Source organism: Rhodococcus mengyinensis, from assembly GCF_048381435.1.
GTDB lineage: Bacteria > Actinomycetota > Actinomycetes > Mycobacteriales > Mycobacteriaceae > Rhodococcus_F > Rhodococcus_F opacus_D.
The window spans coordinates 1-26,125 of the sequence record NZ_JBLWIT010000031.1 but is presented as its reverse complement, the minus strand read 5'-3'; the positions used below and the strand labels follow the sequence as shown (position 1 = coordinate 26,125).

Sequence of the window (26,125 nt, the reverse complement as noted above, 5' to 3'; positions counted from 1 at the left end):
CAAGGTGTTCGGGCTCACGGGTGCGGCTACCTCCTGATCGGCGTGGGGGCAAGTGTAGGGCGTCGGAGTGGGTGCTGCGGGCGGTCCTCGTGCGCGGCGAGGTGCTCAGCTCCCCGGAACCACCGCCCGGGTGAGGAGGTCGCGCAGGGTGTCCACCGTGCATCCGGGGGCCTGCGCGCGGACGGCGTCCTCGTCGAACGCGCCGCACGCCAGTCCCCGCAGGATCACCGTCGCGAGGGCCTGTGCGGTCGCCGGTTCGTCCATCACCCCGCCACCCTGGCGGTCGAGGTACGCCTGCACGCGGGTGGCCGCGGCGGGCAGCGCGGCGCGGTAGAAGTCGAACGTCGCGAGCCAGCGGGTGATCAGGTGCCCGGGATGCATGTCCCATCCCTGGTAGTACCCGCGTTCGAGCGAGCGGGTGACGAGTCGGTAGTGCCGGGCCAGCGCGGCGCGGATCTCCTCGTCGCTGCCCTGCGGGATGACCTGGGTGGATCCGTCGCACACCCACACCCCGGTCTGGGCCGCCGCCACCAGCATCACGGACTTGGCGTGGTCGGCCACCGGGTGCTCGAGCGACTGGAACCGGGACGCGATTCCGCAGGCCGCGCTGTAGTCGTAAGTGCCGTAGTGCAATCCGGTGCAGCGCCCGTCCGCGAGGTGGATGGCCTTCGCGACGGTCACGGTGCCGTCGGGTCCGAGCACGGCCTGCGGGCTCTCGATCTGCAACTCGAAGAGCAGCGACCTGTCAGGGAGCCCGTACGCGCGCTCGAGTTCCTCGCACAACGCGACGACGGCGGTGACCTGCTGGGCCGCACGCAGTTTCGGCACCGTGAACACGAAACCGTCGGGAACCCCACCCGCGCCTTCGAGGACGAGTTCGAGCGTCCGGATCCCGCGGCGGCGCTCGTGCGGGGCCAGACCCTTCGCGCGGATGCCCAGCGACCGCGGGCCGGACGGGTCGGACGAGAGCAGTCGCAGCGTGCGCCCTGCCTCCAGTGCGGCCGCGTCCTCGACGTCGTCGCTCCGCCAGCCGTAGCCGTCCTCGAAATCGATCCGCAGATCCATGATCGGACGGTGCTCGAGCATCGTGCGGACGTCGGGAAGCGCACCGGTCGTTCCGATTTCGGACAGCGCATTCGAGTGCCTGTCCAGCAGTTCGACAGCCTGCTCACCCCACACCCTCGGGGTGTCCGGTCCGGCGTCCGCCGCACTCACGTAGACGGTGTGGACGGGCTGCGGTTGCTGCCGATCACCCGGAAAGGCGTCCTCGAGGTCGGTGTCGACGGGATCGAGGAGTGCGTCGACGCGGTCGAAACCGCTGTCGGGGAGACGGCTGAGGTACTGGGGGTTCACGCCACGATCTTGGCAGAAACGCGGGATCCTCGTCGTCCGCACCGTGCCGGGTGGCATTCCTTCAGGACGTCACACCACGCAGATACGATTCGACGGCGTGGGCCAGCTGTCGCACGCTGCGTTCGGTGCCGGGCTCGATGCCGTCGAGTGACCGGGCTCCTGCGAAACGGTCGAAGACCAGGCCTTCGACGACGCTGACGAAGTCCGCGCCCGCGTTCTCGGGGTCGGCGACGCCGAGGGCGTCGAACAATTCGGTGGCGCGGGCACGGGAGAACAGGCACGTCGCGAGGAGTGCGTGCAGTTCGGCGTCGCCGGACAGTTCGACGGTCAGCGCGTGCCGCGCGACGACGTCGTCGTGACGGGTGTGCAGCAGCCGGTCCAGCGACCGGGCCACGCCCTCGGCGATGGATGCGAGGTCGAGTGGTGGGGCCGTCGTGGTCGCGAATTCCTGCCGCGAGCGGTCGGCGAGCCTGCGCACGGCGGATTCGATCAGGGCTCGCCGGGTGCGGAAGTAGTAGGACGTGGACCCGCCCGGCAGATCCAGTGCGCGGTCGACGGCCCGATGCGTCAGCGCGCGGATGCCCTCGCGCGCGATGATCGTGATCGCCGCGTCGGCTATCTGCTCACGCCGCTCGGGCACGGTGTCTTCCTCCTCACATCGGCTTGTCGCCCGAGACTCTACATTCGTAGTGTTTCCTCTGTGGATGTAGAGGTTCTGTTGGACGACGCGCAGCGCGCGGCCGCGGCCGTCCTGCACGAGACCGCCGAGGGCCTGGGGCAGGGGAGGCCCGGAGTTCGCGGCGTGTACCTGTGGGGGCCCGTCGGACGTGGCAAGACGTGGTTGATGGACCGCTTCTACGGGTCGGCCGCGGTCCCGAAGCGGCGCGTGCACTTCCACTCGTTCTTCCGCCGACTCCACGCCGACGCGCACGCGCTGAGGTCCATCGACCTCGCGATCGACGCGGCACTCGGGGATGTCCGGCTGCTGTGCTTCGACGAGTTCCACCTGCACGACGTCGGGGACGCGATGCTGGTCGCGCGACTGCTGAAGGCCCTGTTCACCCGCGGGATCACGCTGGTGGCGACGTCGAACTATCCACCGGACGGGCTGTTGCCGAATCCGCTGTTCCATCACCTGTTCGCGCCGTCGATCGCCGTGCTGGAACAGAATCTGACCGTCGTGCGGGTGGCCGGTCCCGTCGACTACCGCACCGTGGCCACGGCGGACGCCGGGTTCGCTTCCGGACGTTTCGTCCGTGCCTCCGACACCGAGCCTCCGGCACTGTCCGAGCGCGTCGCCTTGACCGTCGGGACCCGCACGGTGACGGCCTCCGCGGTGCGGGACCGCACGGTCTGGTTCGAGTTCGCGGTGCTGTGCGGCACCCCGACCGCACCCGCCGACTACCTCGACCTGTCCGAGCGGTTCGGATGCTGGGTGGTCACCGGTGTGCCCCGATTGCGGGAGGCAGGCGTGGAGACCGTGCGGCGGTTCGCGAACGTCGTCGACGTGCTGTACGACCGGGGAACCGCGCTGACCCTGGTGGCCGAAGCCTCGTGGGACGACGTGTTCGCCGGGCTCGACGACACCCTCGACTTCGACCGGCTGGTGAGCAGGCTGTCGACGCTGAGCCGGTGACCACCGAGGCAGACCCGTACGTGGGTCTGCCTCGGTGAATCGATCAGACGTACCGGCTGTACGCGGGGAGGTCCAGCTGGCCGTTGCCGGACAGTCCGATGACCACGACCTCCGGCTCGGTGACGGTGCGGGCGTGCTCGATGGCCGCGGCCACGGCGTGCGTGGATTCCGGCGCCGGGATGATGCCTTCCGCGCGGGCGAAGAGCAGGCCCGCGGCGAGTGCGTCGTCCTGTTCGATCGCGGTCGCGTCCATCAGCCCGAGGGCGACGGCGTGCGAGACCATCGGTGACATGCCGTGGTACCGCAGGCCACCCGCGTGGATGGCGGGCGGAACGAAGTCGTTGCCCAGCGTGTACATCTTCAACAGCGGCGTCAGACCGGCGACGTCGCCGAAGTCGTAGCGGTATTCGCCCTGCGTCAGCGACGGGCACGCCGCAGGCTCGCAGGCGACGAGGCGGGTGGTGGTGCCCTCGCGCAGATTGCGACCCAGGAACGGGAAGGTCAGGCCCGCGAGATTGGAACCGCCGCCGGCGCAACCGAATACCGTGTGCGCGACAGGCTCACCCGCCTCCTCCAGCTGGACCATCGCTTCCTGGCCGATCACGGTCTGGTGGAGCATGACGTGGTTGAGGACGCTGCCCAGCGAGTAGTGCGCGCCGGGATCGTTGGCGGCCATCTCGACGGCCTCGCTGATCGCCATGCCCAGCGAACCCGTGGTGTCGGGATGCTCGGCCAGGATGGCCCGGCCGGCTTCGGTGAGGTCGGACGGCGACGGATGACAGATGCCGCCGTAGGCCTCCATCTGGAGTCGACGGTACGGCTTGGCGTCGAACGAGGCGCGAACCTGCCAGACCTCCACCTCGAGGCCGAGCAGGGCGCCGGCGAACGACAGCGACGCGCCCCACTGACCCGCGCCGGTCTCGGTGGTGAGCTTGGTGGTGCCCTCGAGTGCGTTGTAATAGGCCTGTGCCACAGCCGTGTTCGGCTTGTGCGATCCGACCGGGCTGACACCCTCGTACTTGTAGTAGATCCGTGCCGGTGTGCCGAGCACCCGCTCGAGGCGGCGTGCGCGCACCAGCGGCGACGGCCGCCACATGCCGTAGATCTCGCGGACCGTCTCGGGGATCTCGATGTACCGTTCCGTCGCGACCTCCTGCTCGATCAGGCTCGCGGGGAACAGCGGTGCCAGGTCTTCCGGTCCGAGCGGCTCACGTGTGCCGGGATGCAGATGCGGCGGAACGGGTTCCGGAAGATCGGCGGCAAGGTTGTACCAGTGCGTGGGTACGGCCGAGGGGACCGCAACCCCCAGAGGTTCCAGCGAGCGAGCCAGTTCGGCTCCGGTTACCGGGGACGTGGTCAAGTAGAACTCCTTCGTGGATGGATACGTCCCGAACATGCTGCGCTGTCCGCCGCCGTGAACGGGTGATTTTCCCGGTCCCCGCGTGTCACGATGGAGGGGCAACTCGGGAGTGAGGATGCCGGACCGTCGCGTGCGAAGCAGGGTCGTCCACACGGTCGCCCTGCTGGCGGCCGTCGTGACGGTCACCCTTGCCGTCCGGGTGGTCCCCGCGCCCGACACCCCCGCGACACCGTCGGAGCCGGGCGCCGGTGCGACGCGCGCTCTCATCATCCTCTCGGCGATCGCCGTCGTCGTCGCGGTGGTGGCGCTCGCGTCCGCCTTTCGCAGCGGTCGGCCGAGGGTCGCACCCGACCCGCCGCCGGTCGGGCTCACCGGAAACACCGGGTCCTCGGTCTCGCGCCGGCACATTCTCGGATGGGCGGCGTTCGCCGCGCTTCTCGTGACCGCGGCATTCCTCCTCGGGTCCGTCGGCGGTGACGAGCCGCTCGACCGTCAGCGGTCGACGGCAAGCCCGACCACCGACGACGGGGCCGACCGAACCGACGCGTCCGTGCCCGCCGACACACGCCCACCGCCCGACATGGTGGACGAGGCCCGCGAGGACCTGACGGAATTGTGGACCGCGGCAGCGATTGCCGGTCCGATACTGGTGACCGTGCTGATCCTCGGCGCCGTGGCCCGGCGCCCCCTCCGGGCCCGGGTCGGCGGCTGGACCGCGGCGAGTTCCCCCGACGATCCGGCTGCCTCGCAGTCGCTGGCCCGGGCGGCGGAGGAAGGTCTCGCCGTGGTCGTGGCCCCGAGCCTGCCGCCGCGTGAGGCCATCATCGCCAGTTACGCCGCCATGGAGGATGCGCTGCGCGAGGCGCCGGGCGCGGAACCGCGGGAGTCGGACACCCCATCCGAAGTGCTGGCTCGCGCAGTGCAACTCGGAGCGCTGCGCTTCGAGGCGGCGGCGCCGCTGGTGCGGCTGTTCACCGAGGCGCGGTTCAGCCTGCATCCGATGGGCGAACAGCACCGTGACGAGGCCGCCGATCTGCTCCGGCGCGTGCTCGACGACCTGGGGAGCGACGCGTGCTCGCCGTCGCCGTAGCCGGTGTCGGGGCCGTGCTGGCCGTGGAGGTCCCGCTGGTTGCCGCCGGCCGGTACAGCGCGGCCGTACTGGTCGCGGGAGCGGTGACCGCGCTGGTGCTCTTCGAGATTCGACGACGCCTGGCACCCGGGGACGTCGACGACCAGCCGCTGGGCACGGAGGCCGAACGAGCCGAGGCGACCGCCCGCTGGATGGCGCGGACGGAATCACTGATCAGCTGGGCGGACGGCACGCGCGGCGACTGGGACCACCATCTGCGTCCGCTCCTGGCGCGCGAGTTCCAGCAGTCCACCGGACACCGGCAGGGACTCGACCCCGCCGACACCGCGGCCGCGGGTGAGGTGTTCTTCGGCGACTTGTGGCAGTGGGTCGATCCCGAGTGCGTGCAGCGCTCCGACAGGGCCGCACCCGGTCCGGGCCGGGACGTGCTCGACCGGATCCTGCAACGGCTGGAGCAGCTGTGACGATGCCCGCCGAGGTCACCACCGCGCGCGCCCACGCGGTGCTGGCGGAGGTCGAACGGGCGGTGGTCGGCAAGCACGACGAACTCACGTCGATCCTGCTCGCGGTACTCGCCGGCGGGCACGTGCTCATCGAGGACTTGCCCGGGCTCGGAAAGACTTTGGTGGCACGATCGTTCGCTGCCGCGCTCGGGCTGGACTTCACGCGGGTCCAGTTCACCCCCGACCTGCTGCCCGCCGACCTGCTCGGCGCCACCATCTACGACATGCCGTCGGGTCGCTTCGAATTTCGTCCGGGCCCGATCTTCACCAACCTGCTCCTCGCCGACGAGATCAACCGCACCCCGCCCAAGACCCAGGCCGCACTGCTCGAGGCGATGGCGGAGGGGCAGGTCAGCGTCGACGGCACCACCCGGATCCTGCCGCGTCCCTTCATCGTGCTCGCCACCGACAACCCCATCGAGTACGAGGGCACCTACCCGCTACCCGAGGCGCAGCTGGACCGGTTCGCGCTCCGCCTGCGACTGGGGTACCTCACCGAGACCGATGAGCACGAGATGCTGCGCCGGCGCCTCGACCGGGGATCCGCCGCCGTCGTCGTCGAGCAGGTGGTCGATGCGGCCGACCTCCTGGCGATGCGCGAATCGCTCGAGCAGGTCAGTGTTCATCACGACGTCCTCGGGTATGTCGTCGCGCTCGCGAATGCCACCCGGCATCACCCGCAGGTGGAGGTCGGGGCCAGCCCCCGCGCGGAACTCGACCTCGTACAGCTGGCACGGGCGCGCGCCCTGCTCTCGGGCCGCGACTTCGTCATACCCGAGGACATCAAGGCCCTGGCCGTTCCCGCTGTCGCGCATCGCATCAGCCTGCGACCGGAGATGTGGGTGCGCCGCATCCGCAGCGACGACGTCCTCGCGGAACTGTTGCGCCGTCTCCCCGCGCCGAGGGCCCGATGACGGAGCACCAGTTGACGTGGCGGGCGTCGCCGGCAGCCCTCGCACTGACGACCTGCGCGGCCGTGGCGCTGACGGCGGGTGTCGTGGGGCGGTGGTGGGAACTGATCGTGTTCGCCGCCCCGATGCTGGGAGCGCTCGGCACGGTGACGTGGTTGCCCCGTCCGGCCACCGGCATCCGCGTCGAGGCGTCGGCGCGCACGCTGCGGTGTTTCGAATCCGAGTCCGTGCACTTCTCGGTGGACGTGACGGTCTGCGGTGGTGCGGCGGAACTCCAGGTGGCACCTACGCCGTCCGACGGCTACACGGTCGAGCAGATCGGCGACGGCGACTACGTGGTATCGGCGGACCGGTGGGGCCGGTACGAACCCGCACTGACGGTCACGGCACGTGCAGGCGGCGGCCTGCTCACGGCGTCGCTGCCGGTTCCCGTTGCGGAACTGCGAGTGTTCCCGTTGGCGCCGCCGATGCCGACTCCGTTGCCCCACGCCACACTTCCGGACCGGATCGGCGCGCACCGCACCCGCCGATTCGGTTCGGGCGTCGAGTTCGGGGACATCCGGCCGCACGCGCCGGGGGATCCGTTGCGCAGCGTCAACTGGCCGGTGAGTGCCCGGCGCGGCCGGTTGCACGTCACCGAACGGATCATGGACCGCGCCGCGGACGTCGTCGCCGTACTCGACACCACCCCGCAGGCACCGGGCCCGGCGTCGGAGAGCCTGCACCGGACCGTGCGCGGGGCCACGCAGGTGGTGCAGACGGCCCTGCAGCGCGGCGACCGCGCCGGGGTCGTCGCCCATGGGCTCCGGCTGCGATGGCTCGGCGCCGACATCGGACGCAGGCAGTTCTACCGAATCCTCGACACCGTCCTCGACTCCGACGCCGGCGCCGCCGAAGGCACACTCGTCCCGCGGGTCGCGTTGCCGCCGCGGGCGGTGGTCATCGCGTTCTCCACCATGCTGGACACCAACTTCGCGCTGTCGCTGCTGGAGTTGAGGCGTCGCGGTCACGTCGTCGTGGCCGTCGACGTGCTCCGCGGCCCGCCGTTCGAGTACGAACTCGATCCGATGACCGGCAGGATGTGGCGGCTCGAGCGGCGGAACATGTACCGGAACATGGGCGTTCTCGGGGTCCCGGTGGTGGCGTGGGACGACGATTCCGCACTGGATCTGGCGCTGGCCCTCGTCGATCGTGCCCGCCGGCCATCGGGGGCATTCCGATGAGATGGATTGCGATGGTCGCGGTGCAGGCAGCGTTGATCGCGCTCGTCCTGGGCGCCGCGTCCGCGTTCGCGGCCGCCGCCGCGGGTGTCGGGGCGACGGGACTGCTGCTCGTCGCGTACACCGGTCTCGCACCGGGAATCTCGACGCTGCTGCTGGGCGCGGTCGTCACCGGCGCCGCGGCGTCTCTGGCAGCGGCACTGCCGGACGGGCCGGCATGGGTGTCCCTGCGCGGGCCGGTTGCGGTGGTGGTGCTGTTCCTCGTCGCGGTGTGGCCGTACGTCGGCAGACGCACGACCGAGAGTCAGAACCGGCGGATGCTGTAGATGTGGAACTGCGACAGCGGTGCCAGACCCACGGGCACGCCGCGCCCGTACGCATTGAAGACCTGGCCCAAGCCCGCGTAGATACCGATGTGCGACGCGTCCGGGTTGAGCACCACGATGTCGCCGGGAGCCAGCGCCCACAGCGGAATGGGTGCGCCGACCTCGGCCTGCTCCCACGTGGTGCGTGGCAGATTCACCCCCGCCTGACGGAATGCCCACTGCACCAGCCCCGAGCAGTCCCACGCGTCCGGACCCGTCCCACCCCACAGATAGGGCTTGCCCGTCTGGGTCGTCGCGGCCGCGAGCGCGGCCAGCCCGGTCGGGGTGGGAATGGGTGTCGGGAGAACAGACGAACCCATCGAACTGCCGCCGGTGCTGCCGCTGTCGGAACTGCCCGCCACAGGCGCGGCGTTCGCGGGGACAGCGACGAGGGCGGTCGCGCAGAACGCGAGAGCACCGGCAACGGCGGCGCGCCGCACGGGACGGAGATGTCTGCGCTGGGACACGAGGTCCCCCCTTTGTTCGCTACTGCTCGTGGAGAGCCGTGGAACCGCCCCGACCATCGGTTGACACGTCTCGATGAGGTCACGGAAAGCGTACAAAGTGTTGCGGCATCGTGCCTGATATTCGCGAATATCCGCCCGAACTGGGCACATTCGGTCAAATGTCGGTAACTGTCACCCCTGGGCCAGGGTCAGCACCACGTCGGCCAGGGCCGGAGCATGATCACGCTCGGGAACCGTGGCCGAGATGAGGAGCCTGCCCTCGTCCCGCCAGATCCGCGTGTGCAGCGTCTCGCCGGGAAAAACTACGCCCGCGAACCGCCCTCGGAAGCCCGCGACCTGCGACGCGTCCGAGTCGAGCACTGCGTCGACGGCCGCTTTGCACACCATTCCGTAGGTGCACAGGCCGTGCAGGATCGGGGCGGGAAACCCTGCGGCGGAAGCGAACTTCGGGTCGGAATGCAGGGGGTTGCGGTCGCCGCACATCCGGTACATCAGCGCCTGCTGCGGAAGGACGGGCGTGTCGACCTCGACGTCGGCAGGCCGGTCGGGTAGTTCGACGGACTGGGACGGCCCGCGCTCACCGCCGAAACCGCCTTCCCCGCGGGCGAAGATGGACGACCGCCCGGTCCACAGGGGGGTGCCGTCGAGGTCGGTGGTCGTCGACTCCTGCACGATGACGGCGGCCTTGCCCTTGTCCCACACCTCGGCGATGCGGGTGGTGGTGCGGGCCTTGCCCTCCGGGGGAATCGGCTGGTGCACGGTCACTTCCTGGCTGCCGTGGACCACCTTGGCGAGGTCGATCTCGACGCCCGGGAACGACACTCGCGGGGCTTCGGTGGCGTGGAAAGTCGCGGCCACCGTGGCGAACGTGGGGAGCACCTGCGGCTTCCCGTCGGTCAGGTACCGCAACTCCCTCTCGTCCAGCGGACGGGATCCGGCACCGAGAGCGAGGTGGTAGTGCTGCACGTCGGAACTGGTCCAGGAGAACTCCTGAACGGGCAGTTCGGCTCCGATGGCGATGTTCGGATCAATGGGCATTGGTGGTGTCTCCGGTGAGTGACGTCGGGGAATCGGCCTGCGAGGTCTTGTCGAGGATATCGAGTACCGCGAGATAGCCGAACGTCATCGCCGGGCCGATGGTTGCGCCGGGTCCGGCGTAGGTGTGGCCCATCACCGGGCCGCTGGCATTGCCCACCGCGTAGAGGTTCTCGATGGTGCTGCCGTCCTCCCGCAGCACGCGGGCGTTGCGGTCGGTGCGCAGACCGCCCTTGGTGCCGAGGTCGCCCGGGACCATCTTGACGGCGAAGAACGGCGCCTTCTCGAGCGCCCCGAGGCTCGGGTTGGGCTTGTTGCGGGGATCCCCGTAGTAGTGGTCGTACCCGCTCTCACCACGGCCGAAGTCCTCGTCCTTGCCGTTGCGGGCGAAAGTGTTGAAACGTGAGACCGTTTCGGTGAGCGCGTCGACCGGCACGCCGATCTTCCCGGCCAGCTCGGCGACGGTGCCCGCCTTGACGATGACACCGGCCTTCAGCCAGCGACCGGGGAACGGGGACCGTGGGGTGACTCCGGCGAACGCGTACCGGTCGCGGTAACGCTGGTCGAGGACGAGCCAGCACGGAACGTTCTCGCCCGGTCCGTCGCCCTGGCCGTGCGTGCCGCCGTACATCGCGTGCGTCGCCTCGACGTACGGTGCGGATTCGTTGACGAAGCGTTTGCCGGATTCGTTGATCATGATGCAGCCCGGCAGGCTCCGCTCGGACAGCGCGAACCACGGGCCGCCGGTGAGCGGGATGGACGGTCCCCACCAGGCGTCTTCCATCAGATCGAGCGCGGCGCCGAGCTTTTCGCCCGCCCAGATGCCGTCGCCGGTGTTGGCCTTCGCGCCGACGGTCCATTCGGTGCCGATCGGTGCTCGCTGGTACTTCTTGCGGGCCTCGTCGTTGTGCTCGAAACCGCCCGACGCGATCACCACGCCGCGGCGTGCCCGGAACACCTGCGGCTGTCCGTCGACCGTGGCGTTGACGCCCTTGACCACGCCGTCCTCCACATACAGGTCGGTGAGCGGGGTGTCGAGCAGGATCGGGACGCCGGCGGCCTTCAGCCCGGCCTGCAGTCCCGCGACGAGCGCCTGACCGCGGACGAGCAGCCGCTTCCCGGTGAGCTTGGCGCCGAGGAAGCGGAGGCCGACCCGGGCTGCGCGCAGCGGACCGCGCGGGTTGCGCATCAGCAGGTTCAGCCAGCGGTAATCGGCCTGGGTGATCACGAAATTCGACGGCGCCTTGACGTAATCGGGTTCGAGCTGCGCGAGGTCGGCGCCGAGTTTCCTGCCGTCGAACGGTGTCGGCTCGACGGACCGTCCGCCGAGCCGTCCGCCGGGGGCCTCGGGGTAGTAGTCGGAGTATTCGGGCACCCACTGCAGTTTCAGTGGGCTGTTCTTCAGCACGAACGACAGCATCTCGGGGCCGCGGTCGATGTAGGCGTCGATCCGGTCCTTCGGGACGACGTCGCCGATGATGCTGTGCAGGTAGGTCCGCGCGGCGTCTGTGGTGTCCTCGACCCCCGCGGCGATCAGCGCCTCGTTGTTCGGGATCCACACGCCACCGCCGGAGCGCGCGGTGGAGCCGCCGAAGTGCGGCGCCTTTTCGAGGATGACGACGCTGAGTCCCTTGTGGGCCGCGGTGAGGGCCGCGGTCATTCCACCGGCACCGCTGCCGACGACCACGATGTCGTATTCGTGCTTGCTCATGTAGAACACGTTATAGAATGATGGGGTTGTCAGTCCATCCTTTCTGCCAGGAAGTATTACTGACGCCAACAAACAAGAACGAAACACGTTGCAGTGGAAACCGGTGGGCGTGCGCACGCAAACGAACTTCAGGGAAGGTCCTCACACCATGCTCTCGACGCAACTACGCACCGAGTTGGCGAATCAGCTCGACGCCGCGGAACGTGGCCGCGCTCCCATCGGCCCCCTGACCGCGGACCATCCCGACATCGACGTCGTCGACGCCTACGAGATCCAGCTGATCAACATCCGCCGCCGGCTGCAGGACGGCGCAAAGGTCGTCGGGCACAAGGTCGGCCTGTCGTCCCTCGCCATGCAGCAGATGATGGGCGTCGACGAACCCGACTACGGCCACCTGCTCGCCGACATGGAGGTCTTCGAGGACCAACCCGTCGACACGGCGCGGTTCTGCTTCCCGCGCGTCGAGGTCGAGGTCGCATTCGTGCTGGGCGCCGACCTCCCCGGCGCAGGCTGCACCGAGCAGGACGTCCTCGACGCCACCGTGGCGTTCGCACCGTCCATCGAGCTGATCGACAGCCGGATCACCGACTGGAAGATCACGCTGCCGGACACGATCGCCGACAACGCCTCGTCCGCCGGGTTCGTGCTCGGCAAGAACCGGGTGCGGCCCGAGGACATCGACATCAGGTCCATCGACGCAGTTCTGACCAGTAACGGCGAGACCAAGGCCGAGGGACGCAGCGACGCCGTGCTCGGCAACCCGGTGACGGCCGTCGCCTGGCTCGCGCAGAAGGTCGAGAGCTTCGGCGTCTTGTTGAAGGCCGGCGACATCGTGCTGCCCGGCTCGTGCACCCGCGCCATCGACGCGCACCCGGGCGATCACTTCCGCGCCGAGTTCAGTGGGCTCGGCTCCGTATCCCTGCAGTTCAAGTAGGAGTTTGTTCATGACCAAGGCAAGTGTGGCGATCGTCGGTTCGGGCAACATCAGCACCGACCTGCTCTACAAGCTGCAGCGATCCGAGTGGCTCGAACCCCGGTGGATGATCGGGATCGACCCCGAGAGCGAAGGCCTGGCGCGGGCCCGCAAGTTGGGACTGGAAACGTCTGCCGAGGGTGTCGACTGGCTGCTGAACCAGCCGGAGAAACCCGATCTCGTCTTCGAGGCCACGTCCGCGTACGTGCATCGGGAGGCAGCACCGCGGTACGAGGCCGCCGGCATCCGCGCCGTCGACCTGACACCCGCCGCCGTCGGACCCGCCGTGGTCCCACCGGCGAACCTGTTCGAACACCTCGGCGCCCCCAACGTCAACATGATCACGTGCGGAGGGCAGGCCACGATCCCGATCGTGTACGCCGTCTCCCGCGTCGTCGACGTGCCGTACGCCGAGATCGTCGCGTCGGTGGCGTCCGTCTCCGCAGGCCCGGGCACCCGCGCCAACATCGACGAGTTCACCAAGACCACCAGCCGCGGCATCGAGACCATCGGCGGAGCGCAGCGCGGCAAGGCCATCATCATCCTCAACCCGGCCGACCCGCCGATGATCATGCGCGACACGATCTTCTGCGCGATCCCCGAGGACGCCGACCGCGCCGCCATCACCGACTCCATCCACCGCGTCGTCGCGGACATCCAGCAGTACGTCCCCGGCTACCGGCTGCTCAACGAACCGCAGTTCGACGACCCGAGTGTCGTGTCCGGCGGGCAGGCGACGGTCACCACGTTCGTCGAGGTCGAGGGCGCAGGCGACTTCCTGCCGCCGTACGCGGGCAACCTCGACATCATGACCGCAGCGGCAACCAAGGTGGGCGAGGAGATCGCCCAGAAGCTCCTGAGTGTGGAGGCATGAGCACAATGGTTCATTTCGACGGGGCGAGCGGAGCGACGGGAAATATGAGCAGCAGCTGGGACATCCGCGTCACCGACACCTCCCTGCGGGACGGTTCGCACCACAAGCGGCACCAGTTCACCGGTGAGGAGGTCCGGGCCATCGTCGGTGCGCTCGACAACGCCGGGGTCCCGGTCATCGAGGTGACGCACGGCGACGGACTGGGTGGGTCCTCGTTCAACTACGGGTTCTCCAAGGTCCCGGAGCAGGAACTCATCTCGATCGCCGTCGACACGGCGAAGAACGCGAAGATCGCCTTCCTCATGCTGCCGGGGCTCGGCATCAAGGACGACATCATCGTCGCCCAGGACAACGGCGCCTCGATCTGCCGCATCGCCACGCACTGCACCGAGGCGGACGTGTCCATCCAGCACTTCGGGCTGGCCCGCGACCGCGGTCTCGAGACCGTCGGTTTCCTGATGATGGCGCATTCGATCGCACCGGAAAAGCTCGCCAAGCAGGCCCGCATCATGGCCGACGCGGGCTGCCAGTGCGTGTACGTCGTCGACTCCGCAGGTGCGCTCGTGCTCGAGCAGGTGTCGGACCGCGTCGAGGCGCTGGTGCAGGAACTCGGCTCGGACGCCCAGGTGGGTTTCCACGGTCACGAGAACCTCGGACTCGGCGTGGCCAACTCGATCGCCGCCGTGCGGGCAGGTGCCAAGCAGATCGACGGCAGCACACGACGATTCGGCGCCGGCGCCGGTAACGCGCCGGTCGAGGCGTTCGTCGGCGTGTGCGACAAGATCGGCGTCAAGACGGGGATCGACTTCTTCGCGATCGCCGACGCCGCCGAGGACGTGGTGCGTCCGGCGATGCCCGCCGAATGCCTCCTCGACCGCCAGGCGCTGATGATGGGGTACGCCGGCGTCTATTCGAGCTTCCTCAAGCACGCCGAACGCCAGGCCGAACGGTACGGCGTCTCGTCGGCCGAACTCCTCGTCCGCGCCGGCAAGCGCAAGCTCGTCGGCGGCCAGGAAGACCAGCTCATCGACATCGCGCTCGAGCTGCAGCGCGAGCGGGCTGCGGCTGCGCCGCCCGTGAGTTCTTCTTAACGTCGGGCGGTTGATAAGTACTCACGGGTCAGCGGGCGGTCTCCCACAGCCCGACGACGTTGCCCTCGGAGTCGGTGAAGTACGCGGCGAATCCCATGTTCCCGACGGGGGTCCGGCCGGTGACGGTCTTGCCACCGAGGGATTCGATCCTTTCGAGGGCGGATTCGATGCTCTCGACGTCGACGGTGACCACGGGAGTGGTCACCTCCCCGCGCTGCATCATGCCGCCGTTGATGTAACCGGGTTCGTCGGGCATGCCGCTCTCACCGACGGGTCCGGTGGTGACCATGCTGTAGTCCATGTCGGGGATCTCGGCGATGGCCCACCCGAATGCGTCCCGATAGAACGCTCGTGCGCGGTCACCGTCGTCGAAGGGGATCTCGAAGTGCACGATTCGGCCTGTCATGGCGCGCCTCCGGCTCGGCTGGAACCGCCGGATCCGACGGCACATCCAGCCTAAGCGCCCAATGTGACATCCGTGCAGCCTGACTGCACAAATGTCACATTGGGCGACGCATCCGCGTCACAGCGGTACCGACGACTATTCGACGCGATCTCGCACGTCGATGAACCCCTCCATCACCGCGTGGTTGATGCTGTCCCACAGTCGCGGGCACCCCTCGCGGAGCGCGGTGGACTGTCCCTCGCCGACGGCGTCCCGGAACGTCGGGCACGTCTTCGCAGGGTCGTCCGTCCACTGGACGCTCGTGTGCTTGAGGCTGTTCTTGCGCACCAGCACACAGGTTCCGCACGTACGGCACTCGACTTCGTTCATGCCGTCGTCGAGGTAATTGGCCTTGTCGGCCAACGTCTGCGCATGAATGGCCTCGAGCCGAGCAGGCTGCCCGGCGAAGTCGGGAGCTTTGGCCCATTCGATCGAGGCACTCATGATCAGACCTGCGCTTCCCGGTTCTCGGACCGCTCCGCAGTCGTGTTCTCGGACCGCTCCGCGGCCTCGCGTTCGGCCTTCTGACGGGCCAGGTTCTCCTCGACCTCGTGTTGCCAGGCCTCGTTGGCCTTGGTGGTGTCGACTTCGAACTCGAAACGCTGCGTCATCTTGTCGGTGACGTCGGCGACGTCGACGTAGAACTGGTCGTACCAGCGTCGCAGCTGGTAGACCGGACCATCCTCGTCGCAGAGCAGGGGGTTGTCGATCTTGGTCTTGTTCTTCCAGATCTCGACGTCCTGCAGGAAGCCCTCGGCGATGCCCTCGGTGAACTTCGCGGCCAGCTTGTCGGCTGTTTCGTCGTCGATGCCGGTCGGCTTCTTGACGGTCACGCCGTACTGGAGCATGAACGAATTGTTGGTCACCGGATAGTGGCAGTTGATGAGGACGCTCTCGACCTCGTACCCGCCGTAGCTGTTCCACAGCGGATTGATCATGTAGGACGGCCCGTAGTACGCGGCCTCGGAGCGCAGCAGCGATTCCATGCCGTACTGCGTCGCCATCCCGACGTCGGGGCGACCCTTCGTGTTGAGGTACTGCGTTGCGATGTGGCCTTCGAAGACGTTCTTGAAGTACGTCGGGAACGCGTAGTGGATGTAAAAGAAGTGCGCCATGTCGACGACGTTGTCGATGATCTCGCGGCAGTTGGACCCTTCGATCAGCATCGAGTTCCAGGTCCAGTCGGTCCACTCGTCGCTGTAGGCGCCTTCGATGCGGGGGATGGTCACGTTCTCCGGTGGGGGATTGCCCTCCGGGTCGTTCCAGACGAACAGCTGACCGTTCTGCTCGAGGGTGAGCCATGCCCGGGTGCGGGCGATCGGGGGAACCCGGCGTGCGTAGGGAATGCTGGTGCACTTGCCGTTGCCGCCCCAGCGCCAGTCGTGGAACGGGCAGGCCACGGAATCGCCCTTCACGGTGCCCTGAGACAGGTCGCCGCCCATGTGCCGGCAATACGCGTCCAGAACCTTCAGTTCGCCCTTGCTGTCGGCGAAGACGACGAGTTTGGTGCCGAATGCCTCGATCGAATGCGGTTTGCCGTCCTTGAACGTCTTGGTCAAACCGAGGCAGTGCCAACCACGCGCGAAGCGGGTCTGGACCGTGCCCACATCGATCTCGCGAATCTGCGCCATTGTGCCCTCACATCCCTTCATGCTGTTAGTAGAACACGTTATAGAACTTCGACACGATCCGCCAGATTTTCGGGGGCTTTCTTCCAGACCCGGGCCGTCAAACAGCGCCTTTGCCGGTATCTCGACATAAATGGGAACGTGTTCTAGTCTCAGAAGATAAATGAACCATCGAACGAGACAGGAGCGTCCTGTGGGTGACCATGACAGTCACGAGGTGATGCAGCGGCTCGACGCACTACTGCCGACGCTGCGAGAGCGTGCGCAGGAGACCGAGGATCTACGTCGTATCCCCGACGATTCCATGAAGGCGCTCCAGGAGACCGGATTCTTCCGGTTGCTCCAGCCCGAACAGTGGGGTGGTTACCAGGCGGATCCGGTGTTGTTCTACTCCGCGGTGCGGAAGATCGCGAGCGCCTGCGGTTCCACCGGCTGGGTCTCGTCGATCATCGGTGTGCACAACTGGCACCTCGCCCTGTTCTCGCAGCAGGCTCAGGAAGACGTGTGGGGCAACGACACCGACGTCCGCATCTCGTCGTCGTACGCGCCGATGGGCGCCGGGCAGGTCGTCGACGGCGGATACACGGTCAACGGCGCCTGGGCCTGGTCTTCCGGCTGTGATCACGCCAGCTGGGCGGTGCTCGGTGGGCCCGTCATCAAGGACGGCCGCCCCGTCGACTTCGTCAGCTTCCTGATCCCGCGTGAGGACTACCGGATCGACGACGTGTGGAATGTCGTGGGACTCCGCGGAACCGGCAGTAACACCGTGGTGGTGGAGGACGTCTTCGTCCCGACGCACCGCGTTCTCAGCTTCAAGGCGATGAGCAACCTCACCGCACCCGGGCTCGAGCGCAACACCGCACCCGTCTACAAGATGCCCTGGGGAACAATCCATCCCACCACCATCTCCGCGCCGATCGTCGGGATGGCCTACGGCGCCTACGACGCGCACGTCGAACATCAGGGCAAGCGCGTCCGCGCGGCGTTCGCCGGCGAGAAGGCGAAGGACGACCCGTTCGCCAAGGTTCGCATCGCAGAGGCCTCGAGTGACATCGACGCAGCCTGGCGCCAGCTGTCCGGGAACGTCGCCGACGAATACGCACTGCTCGTCGCCGGTGAGGAAGTCCCGTTCGAGCTGCGGCTGCGGGCTCGCCGCGACCAGGTGCGCGCCACGGGCCGCGCCATTTCGTCCATCGACAAACTGTTCGAGAGCTCGGGGGCCACCGCGCTGGCCAACGGGACGCCGCTGCAGCGTTTCTGGCGGGATGCGCACGCCGGACGCGTCCACGCGGCCAACGATCCCGAGCGCGCCTACGTCATGTACGGCACAGGCGAATTCGGTCTGCCCATCACCGACACGATGGTCTAGGAGAACACGTGACGACTACCGAAGAGGCCCTCACGTTCGAGTCCACCTCGAAGTTCGCGCAGGTCCGGCCCGACCTGAAGTTGCACTACCACGAGGCCGGCGTCGGCAACGACACCACGATCGTGCTGCTGCACGGCGGCGGACCGGGCGCTTCGTCGTGGTCGAACTTCGCCAGGAACATCCCGGTTCTCGCCGAGAAGTTCCACGTGCTCGCCGTCGATCAGCCGGGATACGGGTTGTCGGACAAGCCGACCCAGCACCCGCAGTACTTCGTGCACAGTGCGTCCGCGTTGAAGGACCTGCTCGACACCCTCGGCGTCGGCGGGCGTGTCCACCTGCTCGGCAACTCGCTCGGTGGCGGTGCCGCGGTGCGTTTCGCGCTGGACTACCCCGACCGCGCGGGCCGGCTGGTGCTCATGGGTCCGGGCGGGCTGAGCGTCAACCTGTTCGCCCCGGACCCGACCGAGGGCGTCAAGAACCTCGGCAAGTTCGGCTACCAGCCCACCCGGGAGAATCTCGAGGCGTTCCTGCGCATCATGGTGTTCGACCAGAAGTTGATCACCGACGAACTGATCGACGAACGTTTCGCCGCGGCGAGCACACCCGAGTCGCTCGCGGCCGCCAAGGCGATGGGAAAGTCGTTCTCTTCGGCCGACTTCGAGCTGGGAATGCTGTGGCGCGACGCGTACAAGCTGCGCCAGCGGGTGCTGCTGATCTGGGGTCGCGAAGACCGGGTCAACCCGCTCGACGGTGCGCTGGTGGCGCTGAAGATGATTCCGCGGGCGCAGTTGCACGTCTTCGGCGGGTGCGGACACTGGGCGCAGCTGGAGAAGTTCGACGAGTTCAACCGCCTGGCCACCGATTTCCTTCTGGACGGGGGTAAGTGATGAGTATTCGTTCACTGGCATACATGCGCATCGAGGCCACCGACATGGCCGCGTGGCGCGAATACGGTCTCAAGGTGCTCGGCATGGTCGAGGGCAAGGGCTCCGACCCGGACGCCCTGTATCTGCGGATGGACGACTTCCCGGCTCGCCTCGTGATCTTCCCGGGGGAACAGGACCGGCTGTCGGTGTCGGGCTGGGAGACGGCCAATGCCGCGGAGTTGCAGGAGGTCCGGGACAACCTGTCGGCGGCCGGCGTCGCGTTCAAGGAGGGGACGGCCGAGCAGCTGCAGGACCGCAGGGTCGACGAGCTGATCACGTTCGAGGACCCGTCGGGTAACACGCTCGAGGCGTTTCACGGCGCGGCCCTGGAGCACCGGCGCGTGGTCAGCCCGTACGGGCACAAGTTCGTCACCGGTGAGCAGGGCCTCGGGCACGTCGTGCTCTCGACCACGGACGACGAGGCGTCGCTGCGCTTCTACCGCGACGTCCTCGGTTTCCGCCTGCGCGATTCGATGCGGTTGCCCCCGCAAATGGTCGGGCGGCCGGCGGACGGCAAGCCGGCGTGGTTGCGGTTCTTCGGCTGCAACCCGCGGCATCACAGTCTCGCGTTCCTGCCGATGCCGACGCCGAGCGGCATCGTGCACCTGATGATCGAGGTCGAGAACTCCGACGACGTCGGATTGTGCCTCGACCGCGCGCTCCGCAAGAAGGTCAAGATGTCGGCCACGCTCGGCCGCCACGTCAACGACCTGATGCTGTCGTTCTACATGAAGACCCCCGGCGGCTTCGACATCGAATTCGGTTGCGAGGGACGTCAGGTGGAGGACGAGAGCTGGATCGCGAGGGAGAGCACGGCCGTCAGCCTGTGGGGTCACGACTTCAGCGTCGGGATGCAGCCGTGAGCGAGGTGACCGGGGACGGGGCCGTCGCGGCCGAGGCGATCGATCCGCGACGGTTCCGGACGGTGCTCGGCCAGTTCTGCACCGGCGTCACCATCATCACGACGATCGACGACGGCGTGCCGGTGGGGTTCGCATGCCAGTCGTTCGCCGCGCTGTCGCTCGAACCCCCGCTCGTGCTGTTCTGCCCGACCAAGACGTCGCGGTCGTGGGCGGCGATCGAGCGCAGCGGCATCTTCTGCGTCAACGTGCTCGCCGAAGAACAACAGTCGACGTGCGCCCGATTCGGTTCCCGCGACCCGGACAAGTTCGCCGGGATCGACTGGACGGAGTCGCCGCTGGGCTCGCCGATCCTCACCGGCTCGCTCGCCCACATCGACTGCTCGCTCGAGAGCGTGCACGACGGCGGCGACCACTGGGTCGCGTTCGGCCGGGTCTCCTCCCTGAGCGAGATCAGGGAGGAGCGACCGTTGCTGTTCTACCGCGGGCAGTACACCGGCATCGAGCCGGACAAGACGGTGCCTGCGCCGTGGCGCGACGACCTCGAGGCGTTCCTCACGACGTCGTCGGAAGACACCTGGCTCTAGTTCCTAGACCGCGACACCGATGTATTTGGTCTCGAGGTATTCGTCGATGCCGGTGGTCCCGCCTTCGCGTCCGAGCCCGGATTCCTTCACGCCGCCGAACGGCGCGGCCGGATTCGACACCACGCCCTGGTTGAGGCCGACCATGCCCGACTCCAGCGCCTCGCACACGCGGATGCCGCGCTTGAGGCTCTCGGTGTACACGTAGGCCACCAGCCCGTACGGGGTGTCGTTGGCCCGCTCGACGGCCTCGGCCTCGGTCTCGAACGTGCTGATCGCGGCCACCGGGCCGAAGATCTCGTTGTGGCACATCTCGGCGTCGTCGGGCACACCCGTCAGGACCGTCGCCGGGTAGAAGTTGCCCGGGCGGTCGAGTGCCTCGCCGCCGGTGAGCACCGAGGCGCCGCGGTCGACCGCGTCCGCGACGAGACTGCTCACCTTCGCGACGGCCGCCTCGTCGATCAGCGGTCCGACCACGACGCCGTCCTCCGTGCCGCGCCCGACGGGCAGGGCCTCCATCCGCTGCGTGAGTTTGCGCGTGAATTCCTCGGCGACCGAACTGTGCACGAGAATCCGGTTGGCAGCCGTGCAGGCCTGGCCGATGTTGCGCATCTTCGCCGCCATGGCCCCGTCGACGGCGTCGTCGAGATTCGCGTCGTCGAAGACGAGGAACGGCGCGTTGCCGCCCAATTCCATGGATGTGCGCATCACCGTGCGCGCGCACAGTTCGAGCAGATGCTTCCCGACCTTGGTCGAACCGGTGAACGACAGCTTGCGGGCCCTGCCGTCGAGGATGAGGGGAGTGATGACCTCGTCGGGGCTGGACGTGGTGACGACGTTGACGACGCCGTCCGGCAGCCCGGCCTCGGTGAGGATGTCGGCGAGCGCCAGGATCGACAGCGGCGTCTGGGCCGCCGGCTTGATGACGGACGTGCATCCGGCGGCGATCGCGGGCCCGATCTTCCGGGTGCCCATCGCCATCGGGAAGTTCCACGGGGTGATGAGCAGGCTCGGCCCCACGGGCTGACGGGTCACGAGGAACCGCGACCCGCCGCCGGGCGCCGTCATGTAGCCGCCGTCGATGCGGACGGCCTCCTCCGCGAACCAGCGGAAGAACTCCGCGGCGTAGGCGATTTCACCCCGCGCCTCGGTGAGTGGCTTGCCCATCTCGAGCGTCATGACCAGCGCCAGCCGGTCGACGTTCTCGAGCAGGAGTCGGTGTGCGTTCATGAGGATGGTGCTGCGTTCGCGGGGTGTCGTGGCCGCCCACGACGGTTGCGCCGCCACCGCCGCGTCGAGCGCCTCGCGGGCCTCCGCGGCGTCGGCGTCGGCGACCGTGCACAGGATCTGTCCATTGGACGGGTCGTGGACCGGCATGGTGCGGGCGCTGTCGCGCCATTTGCCGCCGATGAACAGGCCGGTCTGCACCGATGCGATTGCTGCTTCCTCGAGCATGATTTTTCCCCATTCTCCATTGCCGAAGGGACGCTCCCCATGTTATACAGATTGTCAACAATCTGACAATGCACTTGCCGACATTCGCCGGCATCTACGCGTGGGAGGGTTCTCGTGACTCGGCTATCTCCACTGCTCGCACAGGCCACACCCGTGACGGTCGATCACGGTGAAGGGTGCTACCTCTACGGCACCGACGGCAGGCGCTATCTCGACTTCACCGCGGGCATCGGCGTCACCAGCACCGGGCACTGCCACCCGCACGTCGTGGAGGCCGCGCGCAGGCAGGTCGGCTCCCTGATCCACGGCCAGTACACGACGGTCATGCACCAGCCGATGCTCGAACTGGTCGATCGGCTGGGGTCGGTGCTGCCCCCGGGGCTCGACTCGCTGTTCTTCGCGAACTCGGGGAGCGAGGCCGTCGAGGCGTCGCTGCGACTGTCGCGGCAGGCGACCGGCCGCCCCAACGTGATCGTCTTCCACGGCGGATTCCACGGGCGCACGGTCGCGACGGCGACGATGACCACGTCCGGCACCCGGTTCTCGGCCGGCTTCAGCCCGCTGATGGGCGGGGTGCACGTGGCACCGTTCCCCAACGCCTACCGCTACGGCTGGTCCGAGGAGGAGGCGACCGCGTTCGCGCTGAAGGAACTCGACTACATCTTCGCGACGCTCACCGCGCCGAACGAGACGGCGGCGTTCGTCGTCGAGCCCGTCCTCGGCGAGGGCGGATACGTGCCCGGCAACACCGCGTTCTTCCAGGGGCTCCGCGAGCGCGCCGACCGGTACGGCATCCTGCTCGTCATCGACGAGATCCAGACCGGTTTCGGTCGCACCGGCAAGTTCTTCGGGCACCAGCATTTCGACGTCCGGCCCGACATCATCACCATCGCCAAGGGTCTGGCCAGTGGTTTCCCGTTGTCGGGCATCGCGGCGTCCGAGGAGCTCATGGCCAAGGGTTGGCCGGGGTCGCAGGGTGGAACGTACGGAGGCAATGCCGTGTCCTGCGCGGCCGCGGTCGCGACGCTCGAGGTGATCGAGAAGGAAGACCTCGTGGCCAACGCCGCCGCGCGGGGCGTCCAGTTGCTCGACGGTGCGCGCACGCGTGCCATCGACGGGATCGGCGACGTCCGTGGTCTCGGACTGCTCGTGGGTAGCGAGTTCACGGCCGCCGACGGCAGTGCGGACCGTGCGAAAGCGGCTGCGGCGCAGCAGCTGGCCGCGAAGAAGGGGCTGCTGCTCTTGACCTGCGGCGCCCACATGAACGTGGTACGGATGATTCCACCGCTCATCGTGACGGCGGAACAGATCGAGGACGCCCTGAAGATCTGGTCCGAAGTACTCGACGAGGTGTGACAAGCACCCGTGAGTACTTGTTAACCGCGGGCGGTTAACAAGTACTCACGGGCTCCGAAGGAGGACCTGTGGCTCGCTACATCACCATCAGCCTGGACAAGCGCGGCGTGACCTGCCGTGCCCGGCTTCTCGATGAGGACGCACCACTCACGTGCGACGCGGTGTGGGACGTGCTTCCACAGAGCGGCGACGCGTACCACGCCAAGTACGCACGCAACGAGGTGTACACGCTGATCCCGCGGATCACCGCGGCGCCGCGGCGGGAAAATCCCACCGTCACACCGATTCCCGGTGACGTGTGCCTGTTCGACTTCGAGCCCTGGGAGATCGGCAACTCCGCCTACGGGTACGAGCCGGGATCCGAGGCGCACGCCGCACAGGGCGCCACCGACCTCGCGATCTTCTACGGCCGCAACAACCTCCTGCTCAACGGCGACGTCGGCTGGGTGCCGGGCAACGTGTTCGCCGCCATCGAGGAGGGACTGCCGGAACTGGCGGCCGCGTGCAACGACCTGTGGATGCGCGGCGTCGAAGGCGAGACGATGAGCTTCGCGCGGGCCTGACGCCGGCTGGACCGGTCCAGAGTGTGTGCGATGGCCCTCGACGGGCGCCGGACCGTCCACCACCATCGGACGCTATGAAGCTGGACATCTATCAGATCGACGCATTCGCCGCCGGGCCCTTCGAGGGCAACCCGGCGGCGGTCATGCCGCTGACCGACTGGCTGGACGATTCGGTTCTTCAGCAACTCGCCGAAGAGAACAATCTGTCCGAGACGGCGTTCTACACCGCTCGGCTTCCCGTGGACGCGGGGCCCCACGACCGGGAACACCCGGCATATCACCTGCGGTGGTTCACCCCTGCCGTCGAGGTGGACCTGTGCGGCCATGCCACCCTCGCCACGGCCGCGCAGATCTTCGAGGACGTGCACCCGGACGCCGACCGCATCCAATTCTGGACGCGCAGCGGCTGGCTGCACGTCGACCGTGGACCGGACGCGACGCTGGTGATGGATTTCCCGGCGGAGCCGCCGGCGCCGACCGCGGCCGATCCCCGGATCGTCGCCGCACTCGGCATTCCGGTGCGGGAGTGCCTGAAGGCCACCGACCTCGTGTTCGTCGCGGAATCCGAACACGACATCGCGTCGATGGCACCCGACTTCGCCGTGATCAGCCCGCTGGAGGTGCGGGGAATCGTCGTCACCGCAGCATCCGACGTCGAGGGACTCGATTTCGTGTCGCGATGGTTCGGCGCCGCGGCCGGCGTTCAGGAGGACCCGGTGACGGGGTCCGCGCACTCGCAGATCGCACCGTACTGGGCTGACGTCCTGGGCCGAGACAGCCTTGTCGGACGACAACTGTCGGCGCGGGGAGGAACGGTGCACTGCGAGGTGCGCGGCGACCGCGTCCATCTGTCCGGGGCGTACCGGCGGTACCTCAGGGGCACCGTCGAGTTCTAGCGCTGGCTGAAGACCTCCGAATACAGCGTCTCGATCTGGTCGGCGGTGGGCACGACCGGATTGTTGCCGGGCGATCCGGACGCCAGCGCCTGCTCTGCCATCAACGGAATGAGGCCGTCCCAGGCGTCGCGGTCGATCCCGTAGGCGAGCGGCGTCGGAACCTTCAGGTCGTGACACAGCGTGGTCAGGGTTTCGACGAGGAACTGCGCGGCGACGGAATCGCCTGCCGATTCCGGTGCAGCGCCGAATGCACGCGCGCAGTCGGCGTAGCGGCTCTCCGCTCCGTTCACGGAGAACGCCGTGATCGCGGGAAGCAGCATGGCATTCGACAGTCCGTGTGCGACATGGAAATGCGCACCGATCGGCCTGCTCATCCCGTGCACCAGCGCTACGCTCGAGTTGGAGAACGCCATACCGGCCTGCATGGACGCGACCATCATCGCTTCCCTCGCGGTGCGGTCTTCACCGTCCGCGTACGCCGTGCCGATGTGCTTACCAATCGTGCGGATCGCGGAGAGCGCGAGTCCGTCGGTGAACGGCTGGGCCTTCTTGCTGACGTACGCCTCGATGGCGTGGGTGAGCGCATCGATTCCGGTGTCGGCGGTCAACCGCGGCGGCATCGACATCGTGAGTTCGAAATCCACGATCGCGGCGATCGGCAGGAAGGAGAGTCCCGGGCACAGCATCTTCTCGTCGGAAGCGCTGTCGCTGATGACGGTGAATTGCGTCGCCTCCGAGCCGCTTCCGGCGGTGGTCGGTACCGCGATGATCGGCAGCGCCTTCCCGGTGTACACGTGAGGCGCCTTGTACGACCGCATCTCGCCGCCGTTCGCGGACAGCACGGCCAATGCCTTCGCGGTGTCCATCGGACTACCGCCGCCGAACCCGATCACCGAATCCGCGTTGTGCTCGGCGACGATCCTCAGCCCCTCCTCCAGGGAATCGGTGGTGGGGTCGGGCACGGTGCCGGAGAACAGTGCCGGCTCCTTGCCCGCGGACTTGAGGAGGCTCATGATCCGGTCGGCCGCGCCGGTGCCGGTCAGATAGGAGTCGGTGACGAGAACCGGCCTCTGCAGACCCAATTGGTCGACAACCGAGCCGATCTCGTCGACTGCTCCGGCCCCGATCCTGGCGAAACGGGGGAGTGAGAGATGTGCGGTCATGGGAGAGGTTCCTTAGTTGTTCTGGGGGAAGCCGAGGTTGAGTCCGCCGTGGCTGGGGTCGAGCCAGCGGGTGGTGACGACCTTGCCGCGGGTGAAGAAGTGCACGCCTTCGGTGCCGTGGGCGTGGGTGTCGCCGAACAGGGAGTTCTTCCAGCCCCCGAAGCTGTAGTACGCCATGGGGACGGGGATGGGGACGTTGATGCCGACCATGCCGACCTCGACCTCGTTCTGGAACCGTCGGGCGGCGCCGCCGTCGTTGGTGAAGATGGCGGTGCCGTTGCCGAACTGGCT

28 protein-coding genes are annotated in these 26,125 nt (G+C 68.0%); 16 read left to right on the top strand and 12 right to left on the bottom strand.

The genetic code is table 11. The annotated features are described in order from the left end of the window. Window positions 1-105: 105 nt before the first annotated feature. Window positions 106-1,353: a DUF6986 family protein gene (locus tag ACNJ7E_RS03995; protein WP_418339187.1), complete on the bottom strand. Its 1,248-nt coding sequence runs from the start codon at window positions 1,351-1,353 to the stop codon at window positions 106-108. 61 nt (window positions 1,354-1,414) lie between these two features. After that, the gene (locus tag ACNJ7E_RS03990; protein ID WP_105420940.1) at window positions 1,415-1,993 is read right to left on the bottom strand and encodes a TetR/AcrR family transcriptional regulator; all 579 of its coding nucleotides are present in this window, start codon (window positions 1,991-1,993) and stop codon (window positions 1,415-1,417) included. A gap of 78 nt (window positions 1,994-2,071) precedes the next feature. Here ACNJ7E_RS03990 and zapE point away from each other — a divergent pair, with 78 nt between their 5' ends. Next, window positions 2,072-2,989 (top strand): cell division protein ZapE, encoded by a 918-nt coding sequence (gene zapE / locus ACNJ7E_RS03985; RefSeq protein WP_348539587.1) that lies wholly within the window; start codon window positions 2,072-2,074, stop codon window positions 2,987-2,989. A gap of 43 nt (window positions 2,990-3,032) precedes the next feature. Here the strand turns inward: zapE and ACNJ7E_RS03980 are convergent, their stop codons facing one another. Further along, window positions 3,033-4,349, bottom strand: coding sequence for a TrpB-like pyridoxal phosphate-dependent enzyme (locus tag ACNJ7E_RS03980; protein ID WP_418339186.1), 1,317 nt, complete (start codon window positions 4,347-4,349; stop codon window positions 3,033-3,035). A 115-nt stretch (window positions 4,350-4,464) separates the two neighbouring features. On the opposite strand from ACNJ7E_RS03980, the gene ACNJ7E_RS03975 reads away from it, so the two are divergent. Genes ACNJ7E_RS03975 through ACNJ7E_RS03955 form a run of 5 tightly spaced genes read left to right on the top strand, consistent with a single transcriptional unit; the run spans window position 4,465 to window position 8,399 of the window. Continuing rightward, complete coding sequence (locus ACNJ7E_RS03975; RefSeq protein WP_418339185.1) at window positions 4,465-5,439, top strand: DUF4129 domain-containing protein; 975 nt, start codon at window positions 4,465-4,467, stop codon at window positions 5,437-5,439. Continuing rightward, complete coding sequence (locus ACNJ7E_RS03970) at window positions 5,421-5,903, top strand: hypothetical protein (protein WP_280779032.1); 483 nt, start codon at window positions 5,421-5,423, stop codon at window positions 5,901-5,903. Before ACNJ7E_RS03975 ends, ACNJ7E_RS03970 begins: the two co-directional genes overlap by 19 nt. After that, window positions 5,900-6,856: an AAA family ATPase gene (locus tag ACNJ7E_RS03965; protein WP_005263839.1), complete on the top strand. Its 957-nt coding sequence runs from the start codon at window positions 5,900-5,902 to the stop codon at window positions 6,854-6,856. The genes ACNJ7E_RS03970 and ACNJ7E_RS03965 overlap by 4 nt, the downstream gene beginning before the upstream one ends. Next, on the top strand, window positions 6,853-8,076 hold the full coding sequence (locus tag ACNJ7E_RS03960; protein ID WP_418339184.1) for a DUF58 domain-containing protein: 1,224 nt from the start codon (window positions 6,853-6,855) through the stop codon (window positions 8,074-8,076). The genes ACNJ7E_RS03965 and ACNJ7E_RS03960 overlap by 4 nt, the downstream gene beginning before the upstream one ends. Continuing rightward, window positions 8,073-8,399 carry a hypothetical protein gene (locus ACNJ7E_RS03955; protein ID WP_418339183.1) on the top strand — a complete coding sequence of 109 codons (327 nt, stop codon included), beginning with the start codon at window positions 8,073-8,075 and terminating at the stop codon, window positions 8,397-8,399. Before ACNJ7E_RS03960 ends, ACNJ7E_RS03955 begins: the two co-directional genes overlap by 4 nt. On the opposite strand, the gene ACNJ7E_RS03950 is transcribed toward ACNJ7E_RS03955, so the two are convergent. The 3 genes from ACNJ7E_RS03950 to kstD all read right to left on the bottom strand — a co-directional run bounded on the left by ACNJ7E_RS03950 (window position 8,378) and on the right by kstD (window position 11,651). Further along, a complete protein-coding gene (locus ACNJ7E_RS03950; RefSeq protein ID WP_280779184.1) occupies window positions 8,378-8,878 on the bottom strand; it encodes an NlpC/P60 family protein in 501 nt (166 codons plus the stop codon). The two genes, ACNJ7E_RS03955 and ACNJ7E_RS03950, sit on opposite strands and share 22 nt — an antisense overlap. 198 nt (window positions 8,879-9,076) lie before the next feature. Next, window positions 9,077-9,943 (bottom strand): MaoC/PaaZ C-terminal domain-containing protein, encoded by an 867-nt coding sequence (locus ACNJ7E_RS03945; RefSeq protein WP_280779029.1) that lies wholly within the window; start codon window positions 9,941-9,943, stop codon window positions 9,077-9,079. Next, entirely contained in the window at window positions 9,933-11,651 is a 1,719-nt protein-coding gene (gene kstD, locus ACNJ7E_RS03940; RefSeq protein ID WP_280779028.1) for a 3-oxosteroid 1-dehydrogenase, read from the bottom strand. The genes ACNJ7E_RS03945 and kstD overlap by 11 nt, the downstream gene beginning before the upstream one ends. A 148-nt stretch (window positions 11,652-11,799) precedes the next feature. On the opposite strand from kstD, the gene ACNJ7E_RS03935 reads away from it, so the two are divergent. Genes ACNJ7E_RS03935 through dmpG form a run of 3 tightly spaced genes read left to right on the top strand, consistent with a single transcriptional unit; the run spans window position 11,800 to window position 14,589 of the window. Next, entirely contained in the window at window positions 11,800-12,585 is a 786-nt protein-coding gene (locus ACNJ7E_RS03935) for a 2-keto-4-pentenoate hydratase (RefSeq protein ID WP_280779027.1), read from the top strand. Between the two features lie 10 nt (window positions 12,586-12,595). After that, the gene (locus ACNJ7E_RS03930) at window positions 12,596-13,498 is read left to right on the top strand and encodes an acetaldehyde dehydrogenase (acetylating) (RefSeq protein WP_418339182.1); all 903 of its coding nucleotides are present in this window, start codon (window positions 12,596-12,598) and stop codon (window positions 13,496-13,498) included. Window positions 13,499-13,542: 44 nt separating this feature from the next. Beyond that, window positions 13,543-14,589, top strand: coding sequence for a 4-hydroxy-2-oxovalerate aldolase (dmpG, locus tag ACNJ7E_RS03925; RefSeq protein WP_418339219.1), 1,047 nt, complete (start codon window positions 13,543-13,545; stop codon window positions 14,587-14,589). Between the two features lie 28 nt (window positions 14,590-14,617). Here the strand turns inward: dmpG and ACNJ7E_RS03920 are convergent, their stop codons facing one another. The 3 genes from ACNJ7E_RS03920 to ACNJ7E_RS03910 all read right to left on the bottom strand — a co-directional run bounded on the left by ACNJ7E_RS03920 (window position 14,618) and on the right by ACNJ7E_RS03910 (window position 16,665). Then, a complete protein-coding gene (locus tag ACNJ7E_RS03920; RefSeq protein WP_009477597.1) occupies window positions 14,618-14,995 on the bottom strand; it encodes a VOC family protein in 378 nt (125 codons plus the stop codon). 135 nt (window positions 14,996-15,130) lie between these two features. After that, window positions 15,131-15,478: a hypothetical protein gene (locus tag ACNJ7E_RS03915; RefSeq protein ID WP_037242045.1), complete on the bottom strand. Its 348-nt coding sequence runs from the start codon at window positions 15,476-15,478 to the stop codon at window positions 15,131-15,133. Window positions 15,479-15,480: 2 nt separating this feature from the next. Continuing rightward, window positions 15,481-16,665 carry a 3-ketosteroid-9-alpha-monooxygenase, oxygenase component gene (locus ACNJ7E_RS03910; RefSeq protein WP_418339181.1) on the bottom strand — a complete coding sequence of 395 codons (1,185 nt, stop codon included), beginning with the start codon at window positions 16,663-16,665 and terminating at the stop codon, window positions 15,481-15,483. Window positions 16,666-16,855: 190 nt separating this feature from the next. On the opposite strand from ACNJ7E_RS03910, the gene hsaA reads away from it, so the two are divergent. From hsaA to hsaB, 4 genes are read left to right on the top strand one after another with little or no spacing between them, the layout of a single operon-like run. After that, complete coding sequence (gene hsaA / locus ACNJ7E_RS03905; protein WP_005244809.1) at window positions 16,856-18,031, top strand: 3-hydroxy-9,10-secoandrosta-1,3,5(10)-triene-9,17-dione monooxygenase oxygenase subunit; 1,176 nt, start codon at window positions 16,856-16,858, stop codon at window positions 18,029-18,031. Between the two features lie 8 nt (window positions 18,032-18,039). Further along, complete coding sequence (gene hsaD / locus ACNJ7E_RS03900; RefSeq protein ID WP_317570277.1) at window positions 18,040-18,918, top strand: 4,5:9,10-diseco-3-hydroxy-5,9,17-trioxoandrosta-1(10),2-diene-4-oate hydrolase; 879 nt, start codon at window positions 18,040-18,042, stop codon at window positions 18,916-18,918. After that, window positions 18,918-19,820: an iron-dependent extradiol dioxygenase HsaC gene (gene hsaC / locus ACNJ7E_RS03895; RefSeq protein ID WP_005263859.1), complete on the top strand. Its 903-nt coding sequence runs from the start codon at window positions 18,918-18,920 to the stop codon at window positions 19,818-19,820. The genes hsaD and hsaC overlap by 1 nt, the downstream gene beginning before the upstream one ends. Further along, on the top strand, window positions 19,817-20,404 hold the full coding sequence (hsaB, locus tag ACNJ7E_RS03890; RefSeq protein ID WP_005244804.1) for a 3-hydroxy-9,10-secoandrosta-1,3,5(10)-triene-9,17-dione monooxygenase reductase subunit: 588 nt from the start codon (window positions 19,817-19,819) through the stop codon (window positions 20,402-20,404). Before hsaC ends, hsaB begins: the two co-directional genes overlap by 4 nt. A gap of 3 nt (window positions 20,405-20,407) precedes the next feature. Here the strand turns inward: hsaB and ACNJ7E_RS03885 are convergent, their stop codons facing one another. Continuing rightward, window positions 20,408-21,856 carry an NAD-dependent succinate-semialdehyde dehydrogenase gene (locus ACNJ7E_RS03885; RefSeq protein WP_418339180.1) on the bottom strand — a complete coding sequence of 483 codons (1,449 nt, stop codon included), beginning with the start codon at window positions 21,854-21,856 and terminating at the stop codon, window positions 20,408-20,410. A 114-nt stretch (window positions 21,857-21,970) separates the two neighbouring features. Between ACNJ7E_RS03885 and ACNJ7E_RS03880 the strand changes: the two genes are divergently transcribed. The 3 genes from ACNJ7E_RS03880 (at window position 21,971) to ACNJ7E_RS03870 (ending at window position 24,671) form a co-directional block, all read left to right on the top strand. Then, window positions 21,971-23,212 carry an aspartate aminotransferase family protein gene (locus ACNJ7E_RS03880; protein ID WP_164059384.1) on the top strand — a complete coding sequence of 414 codons (1,242 nt, stop codon included), beginning with the start codon at window positions 21,971-21,973 and terminating at the stop codon, window positions 23,210-23,212. Window positions 23,213-23,280: 68 nt separating this feature from the next. Beyond that, window positions 23,281-23,775 carry a DUF3830 family protein gene (locus ACNJ7E_RS03875; protein WP_005244798.1) on the top strand — a complete coding sequence of 165 codons (495 nt, stop codon included), beginning with the start codon at window positions 23,281-23,283 and terminating at the stop codon, window positions 23,773-23,775. A 74-nt stretch (window positions 23,776-23,849) separates the two neighbouring features. Then, on the top strand, window positions 23,850-24,671 hold the full coding sequence (locus ACNJ7E_RS03870; RefSeq protein WP_280779022.1) for a PhzF family phenazine biosynthesis protein: 822 nt from the start codon (window positions 23,850-23,852) through the stop codon (window positions 24,669-24,671). On the opposite strand, the gene ACNJ7E_RS03865 is transcribed toward ACNJ7E_RS03870, so the two are convergent. Together ACNJ7E_RS03865 and ACNJ7E_RS03860 are read right to left on the bottom strand one after the other, a co-directional pair. Then, a complete protein-coding gene (locus ACNJ7E_RS03865) occupies window positions 24,668-25,834 on the bottom strand; it encodes an iron-containing alcohol dehydrogenase (RefSeq protein WP_418339179.1) in 1,167 nt (388 codons plus the stop codon). The genes ACNJ7E_RS03870 and ACNJ7E_RS03865 overlap by 4 nt on opposite strands. A 12-nt stretch (window positions 25,835-25,846) precedes the next feature. After that, the coding region (locus ACNJ7E_RS03860) for an aldehyde dehydrogenase family protein (RefSeq protein WP_418339178.1) at window positions 25,847-26,125 on the bottom strand (279 nt) is incomplete at its 5' end.